Genomic DNA, 16,119 nt, shown 5'->3' with positions numbered 1-16,119 from the left:
AAGTGGCAATATTCCGCACGTTTATGTCTTCTCAGTAACTCGATTTTCGCTGAGAGCCGGCGAGAAGTTGTGCAGAAGGGAATCTTTATTACTCGGCTATATTCATACGCAGATACCGTCGTAACTGAGGAATATACGAAATGATTGTAGAAAGTACGGTCACGGTGACCGAGCGATGAGTCAAGGAGATTCCACCCTCCTGCTCAAACCCGTCCTGCTCGTCTTCGGGACGGTTCTCGCGGCGATCCTCGTCGTGTTCGCCGTCAACGGCGCTATCGCCTTTATGGGTGGTCCGTCGGACGCGCCGGCGGCCGCCAGCGGTGGCGGCGGCGAGGTGCGAGAACTCCCCGGGACGTGGAACGGGAGCAAGTGGTACAGCGAGGAGCTTCGCGAACAGGAGTTCCAGTACAAGAACGCAACGGCGGGCGAAGAAGTGAACTTCGTCCCCAAGGAGATGAACAACTCGACGCTTCCGGAGAACGAAAACCGGCGCGAACTCATCCGTGAGGGTCGTGCCATCTTCGCGAACACGTCGAACGAGATGCCCGAACACGTCGGGAACGACCTCTCCTGTGCGAACTGTCACGGCGGAGGCGACCTCCCGACGACGACCGGAATGGTCGGGCAGGACATCGATATGATTCCGCTCGTCGGGACCGCGGCCGGCTACCCCGAGTGGACCGGCCGGACCCAGCGGATGCGAGATATGCGGCAGCGCATTATGGGCTGCTTCCTCCGCAGTATGAACGCGCCGGGCTCCGAAGAGGGCGTCCCGGCCTACGACAGCCGTGAGATCCAGGCGATGGAGTCCTACATGGTCTGGCTCAACAAGGGGACGCCGAGCGAAACCGTCCCGTACTGGCGGCACATCGAGAAGCCGGAGGGCGACGAGAAGGTGCCCGTCTCCGAGGTCAACCCGGTCCGTGGGGCCGAGCTGTACCTCGAAAACTGCGCATCCTGTCACGGTGCTGACGGACAGGGCGTCGAAGGTCAGTACCCGCCGCTGTGGGGTGAAGACTCCTTCAACGACGGTGCCGGAATGGGTCGTATCTACACCTCCGCAGGGTTCATCCGCGAATCGATGCCCTACGGCGCTGGCCACACGTTCTCCAACTGGGAGGACGTCCAGGACGTCGCCGGATATATGAACGCGCACAAGCGGCCGCACCTCCCGCGACAGCCCAAAGACTGGGCGGTCGCCGGTGCGCCCGACGAAGCGGTCTACTACAACCGCACGCAGCAGCGCTTGGGCTACGATATGAATCCGATGACGAAGAAGCTCATGCTCGCGGGGATCCCGGTCGACGACACCCCGCTCGAGGAGGGTATGATCCCGGACGACGTCGAGCGGTACGAACAGCCGCTCAAGAACGAGTCGGTCGACGGCTCGTGGGAGACGACGTGGATCCGGACCTACGAGGACGTCGGTAACTCGACGGCCGACAACTCCACAGAGCAGTCGTCGATGTCGGCGCAAGACGCAGTCACGACCGCCTTCGAGGGCGAATCGTCCGCAGCGTCCGGCGAGACGGCGAGCTAACGGATTCATCACGACTAGCATCGAATGATGGACAATCCGACGACCGCCGCGGTGTTTTTCGCGGGGGTTTTGACCATCCTGACGCCGTGCTGTCTCCCGATGATCCCCGTGTTAGTCGTCGGAGCGAACGGACACGTGCTGCGACCGATCGTCATCGTGATCGGGAGCACACTGACGTTCACCGCACTCGGGGTCGCGACCGGGATGATCGGTTCGGTGACCCCCGACTCAGTCCGCGCGCCGTTCGCGGTGCTGATGCTCGGTTTCGGGATCGTGATGGCCGACGACGACGTGAACGACCTGTACTCGCGGTACGCCTCACGGCTCGCGGGACGGGCGTCGCGGCTCACGGGCCGGGTCGACGAGCGCGAGCACCCGCTCGCGAACGCCTTCGTGGTCGGGTTGCTGCTGGGCGTCATCTGGCTCCCCTGCGTCGGCCCGGTGCTCGGCGGCGTCTTAGCGTACGTCGGGACGACCTCGGACGTGGTCGGCAGCGCCCGTCTCCTGGCGATCTACGGGACGGGCTTTTCGATCCCGCTTCTCGGGGTCGCCTACGTCGGGCAGGCCGGGAGCCGACGGCTCCTCGATTCGGTCACGAACGGCGAATCGACCGAGCTGTTCCGGACAGCGACCGGATACGCGCTCATCGCGCTCGGAATCGCTGTCCTCTTTGGGCTCGACAAACTTGCTCTTGCATCGGTAACGAACTGGCTATAACGTATGATCGGTAGTTCATCCACGGACGACGACGGCACGCGCAACCGCACGAGCATTCGGTTCGCCCGTATTTTGGGCACCGTCACGGCGTTTCTCCACCGCCTGACGCGGAGCCGGCTCGTCTCGTGGGGGGCGTTCGGATTCGGCCTCCTGTCGATGGTGCTGGTCTTCGGCTACGCCTCGGATACGATGTACGGCATCGAACACGGGGCGAATCTACTCGCGTACTGGCACATCTCGCTCGCGTGGGTCGCCGCGGCCGCGCTCGGCTCGACGTTCATCGGGAGCGCGCTGTATCTGCGCTACCGCGGCCCCTTCTGGAGCCGGCTGGCCCACAGTTCCGGCGAACTCGGATTCCTCTTCGCGACGCTGACGCTGTTGCTCGGTAGCGCGTGGGGGCGAGTCATCTGGAACTCCTGGTGGGAGTGGACCGACGTCAGGCTCGTGACGTTCCTGATCGTGTGGTTCATCTACGCCGGCTACCTGGTCGTTCACTCGGCCACGGAGGACCAGACGGGCGATCGATACGCGGCCGTCTACGGGGTCGTCGGATTCGTGACGGTCCCGCTGTCGTACGCGTCGACGCGGCTTTGGACGCCGACGTTCCACGAGACGACGATCGGTAACAGCGGCGTCAGCGCGAACATCGATCCGCTCACGCTCGTCGTGACGCTCGTCGCGGCGACGTTCCTGTATCTCTATCTCCTCGGGATCCGGATCCACCTTCACGAACTCGAACAGCAAGTACGCAGACTGCACTCAGCACGGAGGCGATAACCATGGAACCACTACTCTTGGCCGGATACACCGCGCTCTTCGTCGCGTTCTTCGGATACGTGACGTACTTACAGCGCCGGATGTCGCGGCTGGAACGACGACTCGAAGACGCACAGACGTAACGACGCGTAGTATTGGACAGCAAACCAGAACGCACACAAAACCTCAACAACGATTCAACGACAATGGACGACACGACTGACACATCGACTGATCGACGAGCGTTCCTGCGCCGCACGGCGACGGGCGTCGGCGCAGCAGCGACCTTCGCACTCTCGGCGGACACCGCGGCCGCCCAGTCGGAACCCGACTACGGCGGCTGGTTCGACGGTGTGGGTAACTTCGAGGGCACGTACGACTTCACCGGCCAGTCCGAAGTGACGATTTCGGTCGGATCTGAGGCAAACGGCGGCTACTACGGCTTCAACCCCGCGGCGATCCGCGTCGACCCCGGCACGACCGTCATCTGGCAGTGGACCGGGAAAGGCAACAGCCACAACGTCATCGCCGAGGACGGCACCTTCGAGAGCGAGATGTACTCCGCTGCCGGCGAGACGTTCGAGTACACCTTCGAGAGCGAAGGAACGTACAAGTACTTCTGTCAGCCCCACCGCGCGCTCGGAATGCTCGGCGCGGTCGTCGTCGGCGGCAGCGGCGGGATGGACTCGAGTCAGGTCTCCCAGCCGCTGCTCGAATCCGGCGGCGGCGGTGGCGGTGGCGGCGGTAGTGGCGGCGAAAGCGGTGGCAGTGGCGGCGGCGAAAGCGGCGGCGAAGGCAGCGGTCTCTCCGGTGCCTCCGGGCCGATCTCCTTCGAGGGTGCGACGTTCGTCACGACGCTCGTGCTCGGCCTGCTCTCGCCGATCTTCTTCGCCGTCTTCCTGCTGCTCAAGCAGAGCGACGAAAGCGGCGGCCCGCCGGCGAACACTAACTGAGGATTCGCGCCGCTGGCGACTGTTTTTGTACTGCCGACGCGACCGTAGCCGACGGTTCTGACCCGTCGAAACTGTAGAGGCTGCTTCTAGCACGTCGACTGATAATGATTACTCTCGTCTCTTACCGCCGATCATCGCCACCGGGAGTGGCGCTCGGCGGTACACAGTGAGAGTAAATGAGAGTCGTTCACGACACCGTTGAGCTCCTGCGACGGCGTTTCATCGAGTCGCCGCTCTCTCACTCCTCGACGACGTACTCGAACGTCGCGATGCCGGCGAGCAGCACGATGCCGGTGTACAGCGTGAGGAGGCGGAGCCAGCCACCGAGGGGCGCACCGCTTTCGAGCGCGGTCGTGAGTTCGACCCCCGCGAGCAAGAGCGGGACGACGAGCGGCACCAGAAGGACGGGTAAGGCGAGTTCGTCCAGCCCCGAGCGGAACGTCAGGATCGAGACCACGACGCCGATGGCGGAGAAACCGACGGCCGACACGAGGAGGACGCCGACGATCGCGGCCGCGGTCGACATCGAGGGACTGTAGCCGAGGAAGACCGACGTCGCGCCCAGCGTCAACAGGCTCACCGCGAAGATGAACACGGTGGTGCTGAGGACCTTCCCGAGGTAGATCGCCGAGCGGTCGATCGGGGCGATGAGCAGGCCGTCGAGCGCGCCGTTCCGATCTTCCAGTTCGATCGTCTTCGTGACGCCGAACGTGCCGGCGAACACGAACGCGACCCACAGCGCGCCGCGTCCGAGCAGCGCGGCGCTCTGGAGCGTCTGGACGAAACTGAACGCGAACGTGAGCACGACGAGCAGCGCGAAGACCGCAACCGTGGTCGTCACCTGCTTCGTCCGGCGCTCGATCTGGAGGTCCTTCTTGAGCACCCGATAGATGGCGCCGAGGAACGAACTCATCGCACTGCTTCGCTCGTCTCTGGTTCGTCGACACCGATCGCCTGCCGATACGTCGATTCGAACGACGCCGCGCCCGATTCGTCGAGGTCGGCGTCGGCTTCGATCCGTCCGCGGTCGACGACGAGCGCACGCGAGCACCGCTCGACGCCTCGTTCGAGGTCGTGCGTCGTCAACACCACCGTCCGGTCGTCGAAGCCGTCGAGGACGGTTTCGAGGTCGGCGACCGACCGCTGATCGAGTCCGGTGTATGGCTCGTCGAGGAGCAACACTTCGGGGTCGTGCAACAGCGCCCGCGCGAGTGAGAGCCGCTTTCGGAGGCCGTGGGAGAACTCGCCCGGGCGGTCGCTACCGCGGTGACTCAGGCCGACGGTTTCGAGCACCGACTCACACCGCGCCGCCGGGTCGTCGACGCCGTGGAGGCCGGCGTGAAACCGGAGGTTCTCCCGTGCGGTGAGTTCGTCGTACACCATCGTCTCGTGGGTGACGACGCCAACAGTTCGATAGGTAGTGTAATCGTCCGGTGCTAACGCGACGCCGTCGACCGAGATCGTCCCCTCAGTCGGCCGCGTGAGTCCGGCGAGCATTCGGAGGAGCGTCGTCTTTCCGGCTCCGTTCGGGCCGAACAACCCGAGCGTCGATCCGCGTTCGACCGTGAACGACAGCCGTTCGACGGCCGTGAAGTGTCCGTAGGATTTCGTCACGTCCGCGACCTCGATTGCAGGCGGGACCGCGTCAGCTTTGACCGGATCGTCTCCCGACCTCATCGAGCGCTTTCGGGCCGTTCTTCGCCCTCGTGTGCACGAACCGAGAGCTTGTTCGCGACGAGTTCGCCGCCGTCGTATCGCCCTTTCGCGACGACGACACGGCCGTCCTGAAGCGTATCGGGAACAGTCCCTTCGTAGACGACCGGGACGGTGTGGTTACCGTCCGTCACTGCGAAGGTGATCGTCTGGCCCTCGGTGTCGAGGTCCGTCGCGACTCCTTCCAGATTCACCCAGTCGTCCTGATACGTTCCCTCGTTCTCGGAGATCTGCGTCGGCGAAACGAACGCGGCCGAGGCGTTCATACTCGTCACGCCGAGCGTGGCGAGTAGCACGAGAATCCCGACCGTCGTGACGAGGAGTTTGTTCTTCCGGCGCACTACCGGAGGGAGTGGCTGGGCACTCTTGATTGTACCGAATCACCACGACTTGGGCCGCTTCTGCCTATGCCTCCCTCCTCGATAGACAACCTCGATAGTAGTTCCGCGGTCGTCTGTGGCCCCTGCCGCGTCGACGTCGCCGCCCCGACTATTCGCGGGTGGTGTTGGCGTGCCAACTCGTCCGTGTCAGTTTCTCGGGGCTCGCTCCGACGAACCTTTCCCCGCTGACCGTCTCTTAGGTCGTATGCAACCGACGCGTTCGCCCCGCGACGATCGGGCGAGAGTATCTCACGGAGGTGGGTGGTACCGATGACTGGGAAAGACCACTACTACAACAAGGCAAAGCAGGAGGGCTACCGCGCCCGCTCGGCGTACAAACTGAAGCAACTCGACGAGGAGGCGGGCCTGTTCGGTCCCGGAAACACCGTCGTCGACCTCGGTGCGGCACCCGGCGGGTGGCTCCAAGTCGCTGCCGAGGCCGTCGGCGACCGCGGCACCGTCGTCGGCGTCGACTTCCAGCGCATCCGCGACCTCGATCACGACAACGTCGAGACGGTCCGCGGCGATATGACCGACGAGGAGACGAAAGACGAACTCCGCGAGCGGATCGGCGACGACGGCGCAGACGTCGTCATCTCCGATATGGCGCCGAATATGACCGGCGAGTACTCGGTCGATCACGCGCGTTCGGTCCACCTCGCACGGCAGGCGTTCGAGGTCGCACTCGACCTGCTGCCCGCCGGCGGCGACTTCGCCGCGAAGGTGTTCGACGGCCAGGACCTCGCCGACCTGCGCGCGGAGATCGACGAGGAGTTCGAGTACGTTCGCTCGATCCGCCCGGACGCCTCTCGGGACTCCTCGTCGGAACTGTATCTCGTCGGCAAACACCGGATCACGGCGCCCGTCGAAGAAGGCGAAGAACTGGACGTCGTCGTCGACGACGTCGGCAGCGAGGGCGACGGCGTCGTCAAGATCGACGGCTACACGCTCTTCGTCGCCGGCACGGAAACGGGCGATTCAGTCCGTGTCCGCGTCACCGACCTGAAGCCGAACTTCGGCTTCGCCGAAGTCGTCGAAGAATAGCGGTCGACTCTTTCAGCGAGCGTCTTCTGAGGCGCTGATTCGCGGCGTACGAGCCGATCACTCGGCGGCCCAGGCCTCGTCCTGCGTGTCGATGTTCGACCCACCGAAGAAGCCGACCACGACGTAGACGAACGGCGTGTCGACGAGCGCGATGAGCAGTTTCAGCACGTACTGGCCGACGATCAGCGAGAGGATCACCGGAATCTCGAACTGGGTGCCGAAGCCGAGGACCTGCGGCGCGACGTAGAACGCGATCGCGACGAACAGCACCGTGTCGATGGCCTGGCTGGTCGCCGTCGAGGCGATGTTCCGAAGCCAGAGCATCGACTCGCCGGTGGCCTCGCGGATGCGATGGAAGACGAGGACGTCCCAGTTCTGGCTGACGAGGTACGCCAGCAGGCTCCCGAGGACGATGTTCGTCCCGGGCGCGAGCACCGCGCGATACTGCGCAGCCGACTCTGGGTTCACCGCTGGTGCGAGGATCGTGCTCCAGACGAGTCCGAGGAGAATGAAGTTCATCGCGAAGCCGACGTTGACCATCACCTGCGCCGCGTGGCGGCCGTACAGTTCGGAGTAACAGTCCGACGCGAAGAACGTCAGCGCGTACGCCAGCGCTGCGCCGGGCAGGATGATGCTCGAGCCCGTCACAGGCAGTTCGACCGGGAGCCCGAACGCGAGCAGTTTCGAGGCGGTCAACTGGGCTGTCGCGAGCGCCGTCACGAACAGCGCGACGAGCGCGATCCGCCCGGTCTGTGCGCGCGTCTCACTCATCGTCGATTCGTCCGTGCCGTGCGTCGATCTCGTCTAATCTATCCAGCGTCTTGCGGATCGACGCGCGAACCGCGTCGCTCCGGTTGACGAACTTCCCGTCGTCGCCGACGTGTTCGTCGAGGTCCGCGAGCAGTTCGTCGGGAATCTCTACGCTTATCTTGGCCATATCACGGGATTCTCTCGCGAATATTTAGGGCGTTCGCTCTCGACTCCGTCGATCACGAAATCCGCTGTGTGTCGGCAGTTAACGCCGAGTGTGTCGGTTCGAGTCAGATCTCGGCGCTGCGAGACGGCGCGAGATCACGCCGTCCGCCGAGCGTGATCACGAACAGGACGCCCAGTCCGATGCCGTACGCGACCATCAGCGGGATGGTCACGAGGAACATCGTGAGCACGTCTGCGGGGGTGAAAAGCGCCGCGAAGGCGAGGATGCCGACGGTCACCTCGCGCCAGCGCCCCCGCATCGTCTCGTACCCGACGCCCGCGCTGTTGAGCAGGATCATCAGGATCGGGACGTCCGCGAGGAGGCCGATGCCGGCGGTCGTGAAGAAGATGAGCCAGAAGAAGTTGGTGATGCGGTAGGCGATCACCATATTCGCCTGGACCGCGTCGTTGACAAGCCAGGAGATGACCGAGGGCGCGATCGTCGTGTACCCGAGGACGAAGCCGCCGATCAGCCCCACCGTGAGCGCGCCCGTCCACACGAAGATCGCACGACGGCGCTGTCTGACGATGTTGCGCTCTCTGAGCGCCGGCCACGCGTAGTACGCGAGCAGCGGGGCCGTCACGAGCGCGGCGACGATCGTCGAGAACTTCACCTCGAACACGAGCGCCTCCATCGGGTGCAGCGCGACGACGTTGAGCACCTCTTCGGGCCGGACCTGCGCGGGCAGGCGGCGCAGGAAATCCTCGTAGACGCGCTTGATCCCGCCAGTGTAGAGCCAGCCGAACGTGACCGCCAGCACGGTCATAAACACCCCGACGATGCGGAACGCGTTCGAGGTGACGGAGTCGAGGATGAACGCGAGGTCGGTGTAGTACCCCTCGAAGTCGTCGTCTTCGGCGTCGCTCTCGTCTGCGTCCGCCTCCGACTCTGTGGCGTCCTCCTCGTCGCCGCCGGTGAACTCCTCGAAGAAGGCGCTGCCGGCGCGGGTGGCCCGGTCACTGATCGAGGAACCGCCGCTCTTCGCGGCCGCTCCGGACGCCGCTGCTGCGTCCCCGTCGGCCGCCTCGGCGTCCGCGTCCGCATCCGCACCGCCGTCCTGGTCGAAGCGGTCGACGATGGCCCGCGCTTTCGCCTTGTCGCCGGCGTCGAGCGCGTCGCCCGCGGCCGCCATCGCCTCGTCTTCGTCCATCGCGGCGAACACTTCCGGCGGAGCCGAGCGAACGCCCTGAACGTCGAGGTCAGCGAGGTCGATGGCGGTCGGATCGCCGATGCCGGCTTCCACGACCGCGAGGTCGTCGATGTCCTGATAGACGAAGTAGCCGACGGCGACGGCGGCAGCCAGGATCGCCGCGACGAGTACGTAGAGTCCGAGCAGTGCTAGCGAGGCCGGCGCGAAGACGACGTAGTCGCTCCCGATGGCCGCCAAGCCCTGATTAAGGTAGTCGACGCCGCCGCGCTCGAAGAAGGCGTAGACGAGGAGTCCGCCGACGACGCCGACGCCCGCGATCGAGTTCCAGTGGGCGCTGACCGTCCCCGCGACGTCCATCTGCTCGCTGCCGCGGCGGGCGGTGGTAACGATCTTCGCGAGATAGAGGCTGACGGCGTAGAGCGTCAGGACGGGGATCGCCCACATAATCTGCGTGAACGGGTCCGGCGGCGTGAACATCGCGCCGGCGGCGAAGACACCGACGGCGGCGTGGCGCCACTTGTCGCGGAAGGTCTCGTAGGGGACAATCTCGGCGTACGAGAGCCCGGTCATCGCGAGCGGGAGTTGACTCGCGAGACCGAACGAGACGGTGAGCAGGAAGATGAACTGCGCCCACTTGACGATGGAATACGTCGGCGTGAAGCCGGCGGCGATGGCGTTCTGCGCGAGGAAGGAGAACGTGAACGGGAAGAAGACGTAGTAGCCGTAGGCCACGCCGAGCACGAATAGGCCGACCATCCCGGAGAGAACGAGCACGAGCTGCCAGACGGGGACCGGCGAGGAGGGCCAGAACCCGCGCACTTTCAGCGCGTCTCTGGCGAAGTAGACGAATGCGGGTGCGGCGAGGATGATCCCGACGGCGAGACCGATCTTCGCCTGCAAGAGGATGACGTCGAACGGCGTCTGTGCGATGATCGAGACCTCGCCGCTCACCTGTGCGGACATCTGGGCTCTCGTGACCCGTTTGAAGAAGTCCCACACGAAGAGCCGGAGCGCGTAGAACGTGCCGAGAAAGCCGATCAGGAAGAAGATGAAGACTTTCTGGAGGTCCTTCTGCGCGGCTCGAAGCATCGCGCCGGCGGTCTCCCGCCCGGCGTCGAGTGTCTCTCTCGTGTCGTCGTCGAGCGCGCTAGACATACGTGAAGTGAGCCCGCTCGCAGTTATCAATCTTTTCGACCGCCGCGCCGGCGCGTCCGGGCCGCGGCGGCCGGCCGTCGTCGTCTCAGCGGGGGACAGCGTTCACATAGCAGCGCGCCGATGCGGAAAGGCCTATAAGATCCGGGCGGCGAAACTCTGGTGAATGGCCGACGATTCGGAGCACGCGGACCAGACGCCCGACGCCGACGCATCTACGGCCGATGCAGACTCGTCAGACGCTGCCGCGGATTCATCTCGCGCCGGCTCGTCCCCGGACGACGCGGCGCAGTCCGACACCGACGGAGCGCCGTCTGCGGCCGACGACGTGCCCGAATCGTCTGTTCACGACTCAGCCTCGGACGCAGAATCAGGCGACGACTCCGAAACCGCGTCCGGCGACGACTCCGAACCGGGACCTGGTGCGTCCACCGACGCCGATAGCGATTCTGACTCGTCTCCTGACGCCGATAGCGACTCCGACTCGTCCACCGACGTCGAATCACCCACCGAAGTCGATGCGGCGGCGACGGTCGACGAACTGACGGCCGACGCTGACGCCGCTGACTCCGAAGACGGCGAGTCCGAAGACGGCGATTTCGACGGTTCGCCCACCGATGACGGAGACGCCGACGACGCGGCGCCGGCTGACGACGCCGACTCCGAAACGGCGGACTCCGACTCCGCGACTTCGGACCCTGACGTCGACGCGGATACGACCGACTCGGACGTCGATACCGATGATCCGGCCCCTGCGACTTTCGATCCCGACGCCGCCGCCCCCGAAGCGGCCGTCGGCGACGATCCAGCCGTTGGCGACGACCCAGCCGTCGCCGGCACGGACGGCGGCGCCCCGGCGAACGCAGAGGCCGGTCCCGGCCCCGGGGCCGCGGAGATTTCAGAGCCAGGCGTCGACGAGGGATTCGTCTCCGAAGGCCCCGAGAGCGACGAGGAGATGCCGCTTGCGGCACACATCGAGGAGATGATGCGCCGGCTGGCGGTCGTTCTCGGGATCGGCGGCATCGTCACGCTCCTGCTGTATCCCGGTGCCGACCTCGTCAACTCGGCGCTCGGTCTGAACCTCGTCAGTTCCACCGAGGTCATCGACTTCCTCTGGAACAAGCACATCCCCGGCGCGCCGGAGATGGTCGACCGCCGACCGCGCGTGTACGGCCCGCTCGAACTCCTCTTGACCGAACTGAAGGTCGCCGCACTCGGTGGTCTCGTGGTCGGCTTACCGGCGTTCGTCTACGAGACGTATCTGTTTATGCGACCGGGACTGTACCCCAAAGAACGGCGATACTACCTCGCTGCGGTCCCGACGAGCCTGATTCTCGCGTTCGTCGGCATCTCTTTCGCGCACTTTCTCGTCCTTCCCGCGATCTTCGCGTACTTCACCTCTTACACCACCGGGACAGCGCTCGTGGCGTTCGGTCTCAAGGAGACGTTCAACCTCATCCTCATCCTGATGGGGTACAACGCCATCATCTTCCAGATCCCGCTGTTCGTGATGCTGGCGATTATGATGAACCTCGTCACGCGGCGGTGGCTCGAAGACCGCCGCCTCCTCTTTTGGGGGACGTTCCTCGGCCTCGCGTTCCTCGTCAGCCCCGACCCGACCGGGATGGCTCCGATCATCATCGGCGCGACGATGATCACGCTGTTCGAGGGGACGCTGTTCGTGCTGCGGTGGACCGGGAGAGGGTCGCTGGCTCCCACCGCCGAGGGGCTGGCGGCCCGCCGCCCCTATGCTGCCGTGCTCGCGGCGCTCGTCGGGTACCTCCTCAGTCCCCTGCCGGCCCCGACGGGCTATTACGACCTTCTCCCCTCGGTGGTCGTCGAGACGCTCACGGCCAACGGCCTCGCGGTGTACACGCCTCTGATCATCGCGGGCGCCCTCGTCGGGGTGTTCGAACTCGTGTCGCTCCTCCTGCGCCGCTACGGCCGCTCGCGGCGGATGCTGCGGGCCCGTCTCGCGGTCGACACTGTCCGCCGTCCGGTGTGGCTGCTCGCCGTCGTCGTGGGGTATCTCGGTAGCCCCGATCCGGCCGTCCTCCGGTGGGTCACCGAGCTGAATCTTCGCCCGGCGCTGGCCGGCGGGATCGCGGTCGGGTTGGTGCTCGGCTACGAGGTGCTTCGTCTGCTGCTTGCGTCCCGCGAAGATCGTGCGGCCTGAGCTATCGGCTCTCTGTGCCCTTCCGGACAGCCAGAATCAGGGTCACAACGCTCCGACCATCCGCTGCCGCGGCTTCACTCGCTGGCGGTCGGGTACTCGGCCCCGAACACGTCTTCGACGAGCGGTTCGTCGCCCGACTCGTCGCTGTCGGCGCCGTCCTGCTCGTCCTCGCCCGCTGGACTGACACTGCCCGTCTGATACCCGTGGAGATCGAGCGTCACGTGCTCGAAGCCGAGATCCGTGAGGTGCTCGCGCGCGGCGACGACGAAGTCGTGATTGAGCGCCGCCTCCAGTTCGTCGGCGGCGATCTCGATCCGCGCGAGACCGTCGTGGTCGCGGACGCGGAACTGCGAGAAGCCCCACTCCCGGAGCACGCGCTCGGCCTTCTCGACGCGCGTGAGCCGCTCGGTCGTCACTTCGAGCCCCGTGGGAATCCGCGAGGAGAGACACGCCATCGAGGGCTTGTCCGCGACCGAGAGTCCGTACTCGTCGGCGATCGCGCGGACTTCGTCTTTCTCGATACCGGCCTCCAAGAGCGGTGAGCGTACGTCGAGTTCGTCGACGGCGCGGAGCCCCGGTCGGTGTCCCTCGCCCGGATCGGAAGCGTTGGTCCCGTCACAGACTGTCCCGATTCCGAGGTCGCGGGCCGCCTCGTACATCCGGCCCAGTCGCATCGTCCGGCAGTGATAACACCGGTCGCCGTCGTTGACGACGAAGTCGGGGTTGTCGAGTTCGGAGAACTCGACGATCTCGTGGCGGATGCCGATCTCGTCGGCGACGCGGCGGGCGTCGTCGAGTTCGGCCGCTGGGAGGGTCTCCGACTTGGCCGTGCACGCCACCGCATCGTCGCCGAGCGCGTCGTGTGCCAAGGCGGCGACCACCGCGGAGTCGACGCCGCCGGAGAACGCGATCAGGACGCCGTCGCGTTCGCCGAGCGACTCGCGGACCGCCGCTGCTTTCTCCGTCACCGACTGTGCGTCGGCGTCCTCGCCCCCAGCCGTCTCGGCAGCGGCGTCGACGTCGGCGTCCGCACCCGTCTCGGTTCGCATACCCGCACTACCGGGTGCAGTCCCAAAAGCACGTTGTCGTAGACGCCGAGGCGGATCGAGCCCTGTCGCCCGAGCGTCACACCCGTAACGTTTTGTCCGATCGCGAGCGAAGGCATCCTCGAATGGAGTTCGAGGCCATCCCGGGCGTCGGCGAGAAGACGGCAGCGGCGCTGTCGGAACTCGACGACGCCGAACGGGCACTCAGCGAGGGCGACGTGGCGACGCTGGCTCGCGCACCAGGACTCTCGGAAGGACGGGCGGCCGCCGTCGCCCGCGGGGCGATCCGCCGCCGACACGACGACGACGGCGGCTTTCTTGCGACCGACCGGGCCCGAGAGATCTACGACGACGTCCTCGGTCTCCTCCGTGAGCGAACCGTCACCGACTACGCCGCAAAGCGCGTCGCGACGCTCTACCCGACGCAGTCGGCCTCGCGGATCGCGGAGGTCCGGGAGTTCGTCGACCGTGCGACCGAGCGCGACCCCGACCCCGCGGCTCTCGACGCGCTCGACGGCGTCGAACCGCTCGCGCCGCCGTCGCCTCGTCGCGTCCGCGATCGCTGTCTCGCCACGGCCGACGCCGAGCGCTTCGCGGCGGCCGAGGAGGCGTTCCCCGAACTCTCCGTCGAAGTCGTCGAGGACACCCGCGGACTCGCCGAACTCGCCCGCTCGTACTCGACTGTCGTGGCCCTCGACGAGCAGTTCGCCGGCGTCGACGTCGAGGGCGACGTCCGCGTGCGCCCCGACGCGCTCGAACACCCCGACGAGATCGTCCCCGAGCGCGTTCTGGCGTTCTTCGCGGAGAACCGCTCGCGGATCCTCGCGGCCGCGGAAGTGCACGAGGCGGCCGGTATGGACGCACCGTGCGATATCGACGCCCTCCGCGACGCGCTCGCTCGGCTCGACGACGACGGGACGATCGTCGGGGACGCGGAACTGGACCGCCTCACCACCGCGGTCGACGACCTCGACGCGACGGTCGCCACCGCGGAATCGGTCGCCAACGACCGCCTCCGCGACGCGATCCGCGAGCGTGACGTCACCATCGAGGGAACGGACTTCCTCTCGCTGGTCGAACAGGGTGCGCGCGTCGACTCGCTCTTGGATCGCGAACTCGACGACGAGTACGACGACGCCGTCGCGGCCGCACGTGAGCACCTCGTCGACGCGCTCGACCTCCGTCCCGAGGAGGCGGATTTCGCCGAGCGGGCCTTCCCGAACGACCCCGCGTTTCCCGTCGAACACGAGTCGTCGGTCGTCTCGCGGCTCCGCACGGAACTCAAAGCGGGCCGCGACCGCCGGGCCGCCCGCCTCAAGCGCGAACTCGCGGCGGATCTCTCGGCGCTTCGCGACCCCGTCGAGGCGCTCGTCCGCGACGCGCTCGAAGTCGACGTCGAATATGCGGTCGCCCGATTCGCTGACGACTTCGACTGCACGCTCCCCGAGTTCGTGGACGGACTGGACACCGACGCGAGCGGTACGCGAGAGGGCGGGGCTGCGAGCGACGCCCACGGCTTCCTCATCGAGGGGGGCCGCTCGCCGCTCTTGGACGTCGCCTTCGGCGAGGTCGACCCCGTCGATTACGGCGTCTCGGGGGCGACGTTGCTGTCGGGCGTCAACTCCGGCGGGAAGACGTCGACGCTCGACCTCGTCGCGCTCGTCGTCGTTCTCGCGCAGATGGGATTGCCCGTACCCGCCGAGCGCGTCGAACTCGAACGCTTCTCGGAGTTGCACTACTACGCGAAGACGCAGGGGACACTCGACGCTGGGGCATTCGAGAGCACGCTGCGGGACTTCCGAAGCCTGGCCGACGGCGCGACGAACCGGCTCGTCCTCGTCGACGAACTGGAGAGCATCACCGAACCCGGCGCGTCCGCGAAGATCGTCGCCGGCATCCTGGAGGCGCTCGACGAACAGGCCGCGACGGCCGTCTTCGTCTCTCACCTGGCGGGCGAGATCCGCGACGCCGCAGACTTCGACGTCGCCGTCGACGGAATCCAGGCGCTGGGCCTCGAAGACGGCGAACTCGTGGTGAACCGCTCGCCGGTCAAAGACCACCTCGCGCGCTCGACGCCCGAGCTCATCGTCGAGAAACTGGCCGACGGCGACGAATCGGGCTTCTACGACCGATTGCTGCGGAAGTTCTGATTCGACCCACTTCCGAGCGGAGATTTTTCATTCAGTTCGGCGAACGAACACGTATGGCCCCCGAAACGTCCGCCGACGAGGAGAGCCGTGACGCGCCGCTCGCGCCCGACAGCGACGCCACCTACGATCTCGTCTACCGCGCTACCCGCGACGCGATCTGGGACGTACTAGGGGCGGCAACGCTCATCCTGTTTTACCTCGCGCTCGCGGCGATCAGCCTCTCGATCGCGTTTGCAGGCCTCGGCCCGTATCTCCGCGGCTCGGCGTCGTACACCGCGCTCGCGGTCGGTCTCGTTGCCCTCGGCGTCGGCTTTTTCGCCGTCTACCGCGTGTTCCGACTCGTCACCGAGTGAGCAGGTCACATCG

16 protein-coding genes are annotated in these 16,119 nt (G+C 66.1%); 9 read left to right on the top strand and 7 right to left on the bottom strand.

Annotated elements, in window-relative coordinates:
* Window positions 1-175 precede the first annotated feature (175 nt).
* The 5 genes from NO362_RS02795 to NO362_RS02775 all read left to right on the top strand — a co-directional run bounded on the left by NO362_RS02795 (window position 176) and on the right by NO362_RS02775 (window position 3,966).
* A complete protein-coding gene (locus tag NO362_RS02795; RefSeq protein ID WP_256288648.1) occupies window positions 176-1,540 on the top strand; it encodes a c-type cytochrome in 1,365 nt (454 codons plus the stop codon).
* A gap of 24 nt (window positions 1,541-1,564) precedes the next feature.
* Complete coding sequence (locus NO362_RS02790; RefSeq protein ID WP_256546045.1) at window positions 1,565-2,257, top strand: cytochrome c biogenesis CcdA family protein; 693 nt, start codon at window positions 1,565-1,567, stop codon at window positions 2,255-2,257.
* A 3-nt stretch (window positions 2,258-2,260) separates the two neighbouring features.
* Window positions 2,261-3,034, top strand: coding sequence for a cytochrome c biogenesis protein CcsA (gene ccsA / locus NO362_RS02785; RefSeq protein ID WP_256546044.1), 774 nt, complete (start codon window positions 2,261-2,263; stop codon window positions 3,032-3,034).
* Between the two features lie 2 nt (window positions 3,035-3,036).
* Window positions 3,037-3,156, top strand: coding sequence for a CcmD family protein (locus NO362_RS02780; protein WP_121568659.1), 120 nt, complete (start codon window positions 3,037-3,039; stop codon window positions 3,154-3,156).
* A 63-nt stretch (window positions 3,157-3,219) separates the two neighbouring features.
* Complete coding sequence (locus tag NO362_RS02775; RefSeq protein WP_256546043.1) at window positions 3,220-3,966, top strand: halocyanin domain-containing protein; 747 nt, start codon at window positions 3,220-3,222, stop codon at window positions 3,964-3,966.
* A 238-nt stretch (window positions 3,967-4,204) separates the two neighbouring features.
* Here NO362_RS02775 and NO362_RS02770 read toward each other — a convergent pair whose 3' ends face one another.
* Genes NO362_RS02770 through NO362_RS02760 form a run of 3 tightly spaced genes read right to left on the bottom strand, consistent with a single transcriptional unit; the run spans window position 4,205 to window position 6,020 of the window.
* Window positions 4,205-4,879 carry a heme exporter protein CcmB gene (locus NO362_RS02770; RefSeq protein WP_256546042.1) on the bottom strand — a complete coding sequence of 225 codons (675 nt, stop codon included), beginning with the start codon at window positions 4,877-4,879 and terminating at the stop codon, window positions 4,205-4,207.
* The gene (gene ccmA, locus NO362_RS02765) at window positions 4,876-5,643 is read right to left on the bottom strand and encodes a heme ABC exporter ATP-binding protein CcmA (RefSeq protein ID WP_256546041.1); all 768 of its coding nucleotides are present in this window, start codon (window positions 5,641-5,643) and stop codon (window positions 4,876-4,878) included. Before ccmA ends, NO362_RS02770 begins: the two co-directional genes overlap by 4 nt.
* Entirely contained in the window at window positions 5,640-6,020 is a 381-nt protein-coding gene (locus tag NO362_RS02760; RefSeq protein ID WP_256546040.1) for a cytochrome c maturation protein CcmE domain-containing protein, read from the bottom strand. The genes ccmA and NO362_RS02760 overlap by 4 nt, the downstream gene beginning before the upstream one ends.
* Before the next feature lie 309 nt (window positions 6,021-6,329).
* Here NO362_RS02760 and NO362_RS02755 point away from each other — a divergent pair, with 309 nt between their 5' ends.
* Window positions 6,330-7,103, top strand: coding sequence for a 23S rRNA (uridine(2552)-2'-O)-methyltransferase (locus NO362_RS02755; RefSeq protein ID WP_256546039.1), 774 nt, complete (start codon window positions 6,330-6,332; stop codon window positions 7,101-7,103).
* A 57-nt stretch (window positions 7,104-7,160) separates the two neighbouring features.
* Here NO362_RS02755 and NO362_RS02750 read toward each other — a convergent pair whose 3' ends face one another.
* From NO362_RS02750 to tatC (NO362_RS02740), 3 genes are all read right to left on the bottom strand, one after another.
* On the bottom strand, window positions 7,161-7,874 hold the full coding sequence (locus NO362_RS02750; RefSeq protein WP_256546038.1) for a queuosine precursor transporter: 714 nt from the start codon (window positions 7,872-7,874) through the stop codon (window positions 7,161-7,163).
* Window positions 7,867-8,040 carry a ribbon-helix-helix domain-containing protein gene (locus tag NO362_RS02745; RefSeq protein ID WP_121568652.1) on the bottom strand — a complete coding sequence of 58 codons (174 nt, stop codon included), beginning with the start codon at window positions 8,038-8,040 and terminating at the stop codon, window positions 7,867-7,869. The genes NO362_RS02750 and NO362_RS02745 overlap by 8 nt, the downstream gene beginning before the upstream one ends.
* Window positions 8,041-8,143: 103 nt before the next feature.
* Entirely contained in the window at window positions 8,144-10,384 is a 2,241-nt protein-coding gene (gene tatC, locus NO362_RS02740) for a twin-arginine translocase subunit TatC (RefSeq protein ID WP_256546037.1), read from the bottom strand.
* 163 nt (window positions 10,385-10,547) lie between these two features.
* On the opposite strand from tatC (NO362_RS02740), the gene tatC (NO362_RS02735) reads away from it, so the two are divergent.
* Entirely contained in the window at window positions 10,548-12,557 is a 2,010-nt protein-coding gene (tatC, locus tag NO362_RS02735) for a twin-arginine translocase subunit TatC (RefSeq protein ID WP_256546036.1), read from the top strand.
* Between the two features lie 74 nt (window positions 12,558-12,631).
* Here the strand turns inward: tatC (NO362_RS02735) and larE are convergent, their stop codons facing one another.
* Window positions 12,632-13,606 (bottom strand): ATP-dependent sacrificial sulfur transferase LarE, encoded by a 975-nt coding sequence (gene larE, locus NO362_RS02730; protein WP_256546035.1) that lies wholly within the window; start codon window positions 13,604-13,606, stop codon window positions 12,632-12,634.
* Window positions 13,607-13,728: 122 nt separating this feature from the next.
* Between larE and NO362_RS02725 the strand changes: the two genes are divergently transcribed.
* Both NO362_RS02725 and NO362_RS02720 read left to right on the top strand, forming a co-directional pair.
* The gene (locus NO362_RS02725) at window positions 13,729-15,753 is read left to right on the top strand and encodes a MutS-related protein (protein ID WP_256546034.1); all 2,025 of its coding nucleotides are present in this window, start codon (window positions 13,729-13,731) and stop codon (window positions 15,751-15,753) included.
* Window positions 15,754-15,806: 53 nt separating this feature from the next.
* The gene (locus tag NO362_RS02720) at window positions 15,807-16,106 is read left to right on the top strand and encodes a hypothetical protein (RefSeq protein WP_256546033.1); all 300 of its coding nucleotides are present in this window, start codon (window positions 15,807-15,809) and stop codon (window positions 16,104-16,106) included.
* Window positions 16,107-16,119 lie beyond the last annotated feature (13 nt).

The organism is Halobellus inordinatus (assembly GCF_024498335.1).
In the GTDB taxonomy this organism is placed as follows: domain Archaea; phylum Halobacteriota; class Halobacteria; order Halobacteriales; family Haloferacaceae; genus Haloquadratum; species Haloquadratum inordinatus.
This window is presented reverse-complemented; position numbering and strand designations above follow the sequence as displayed.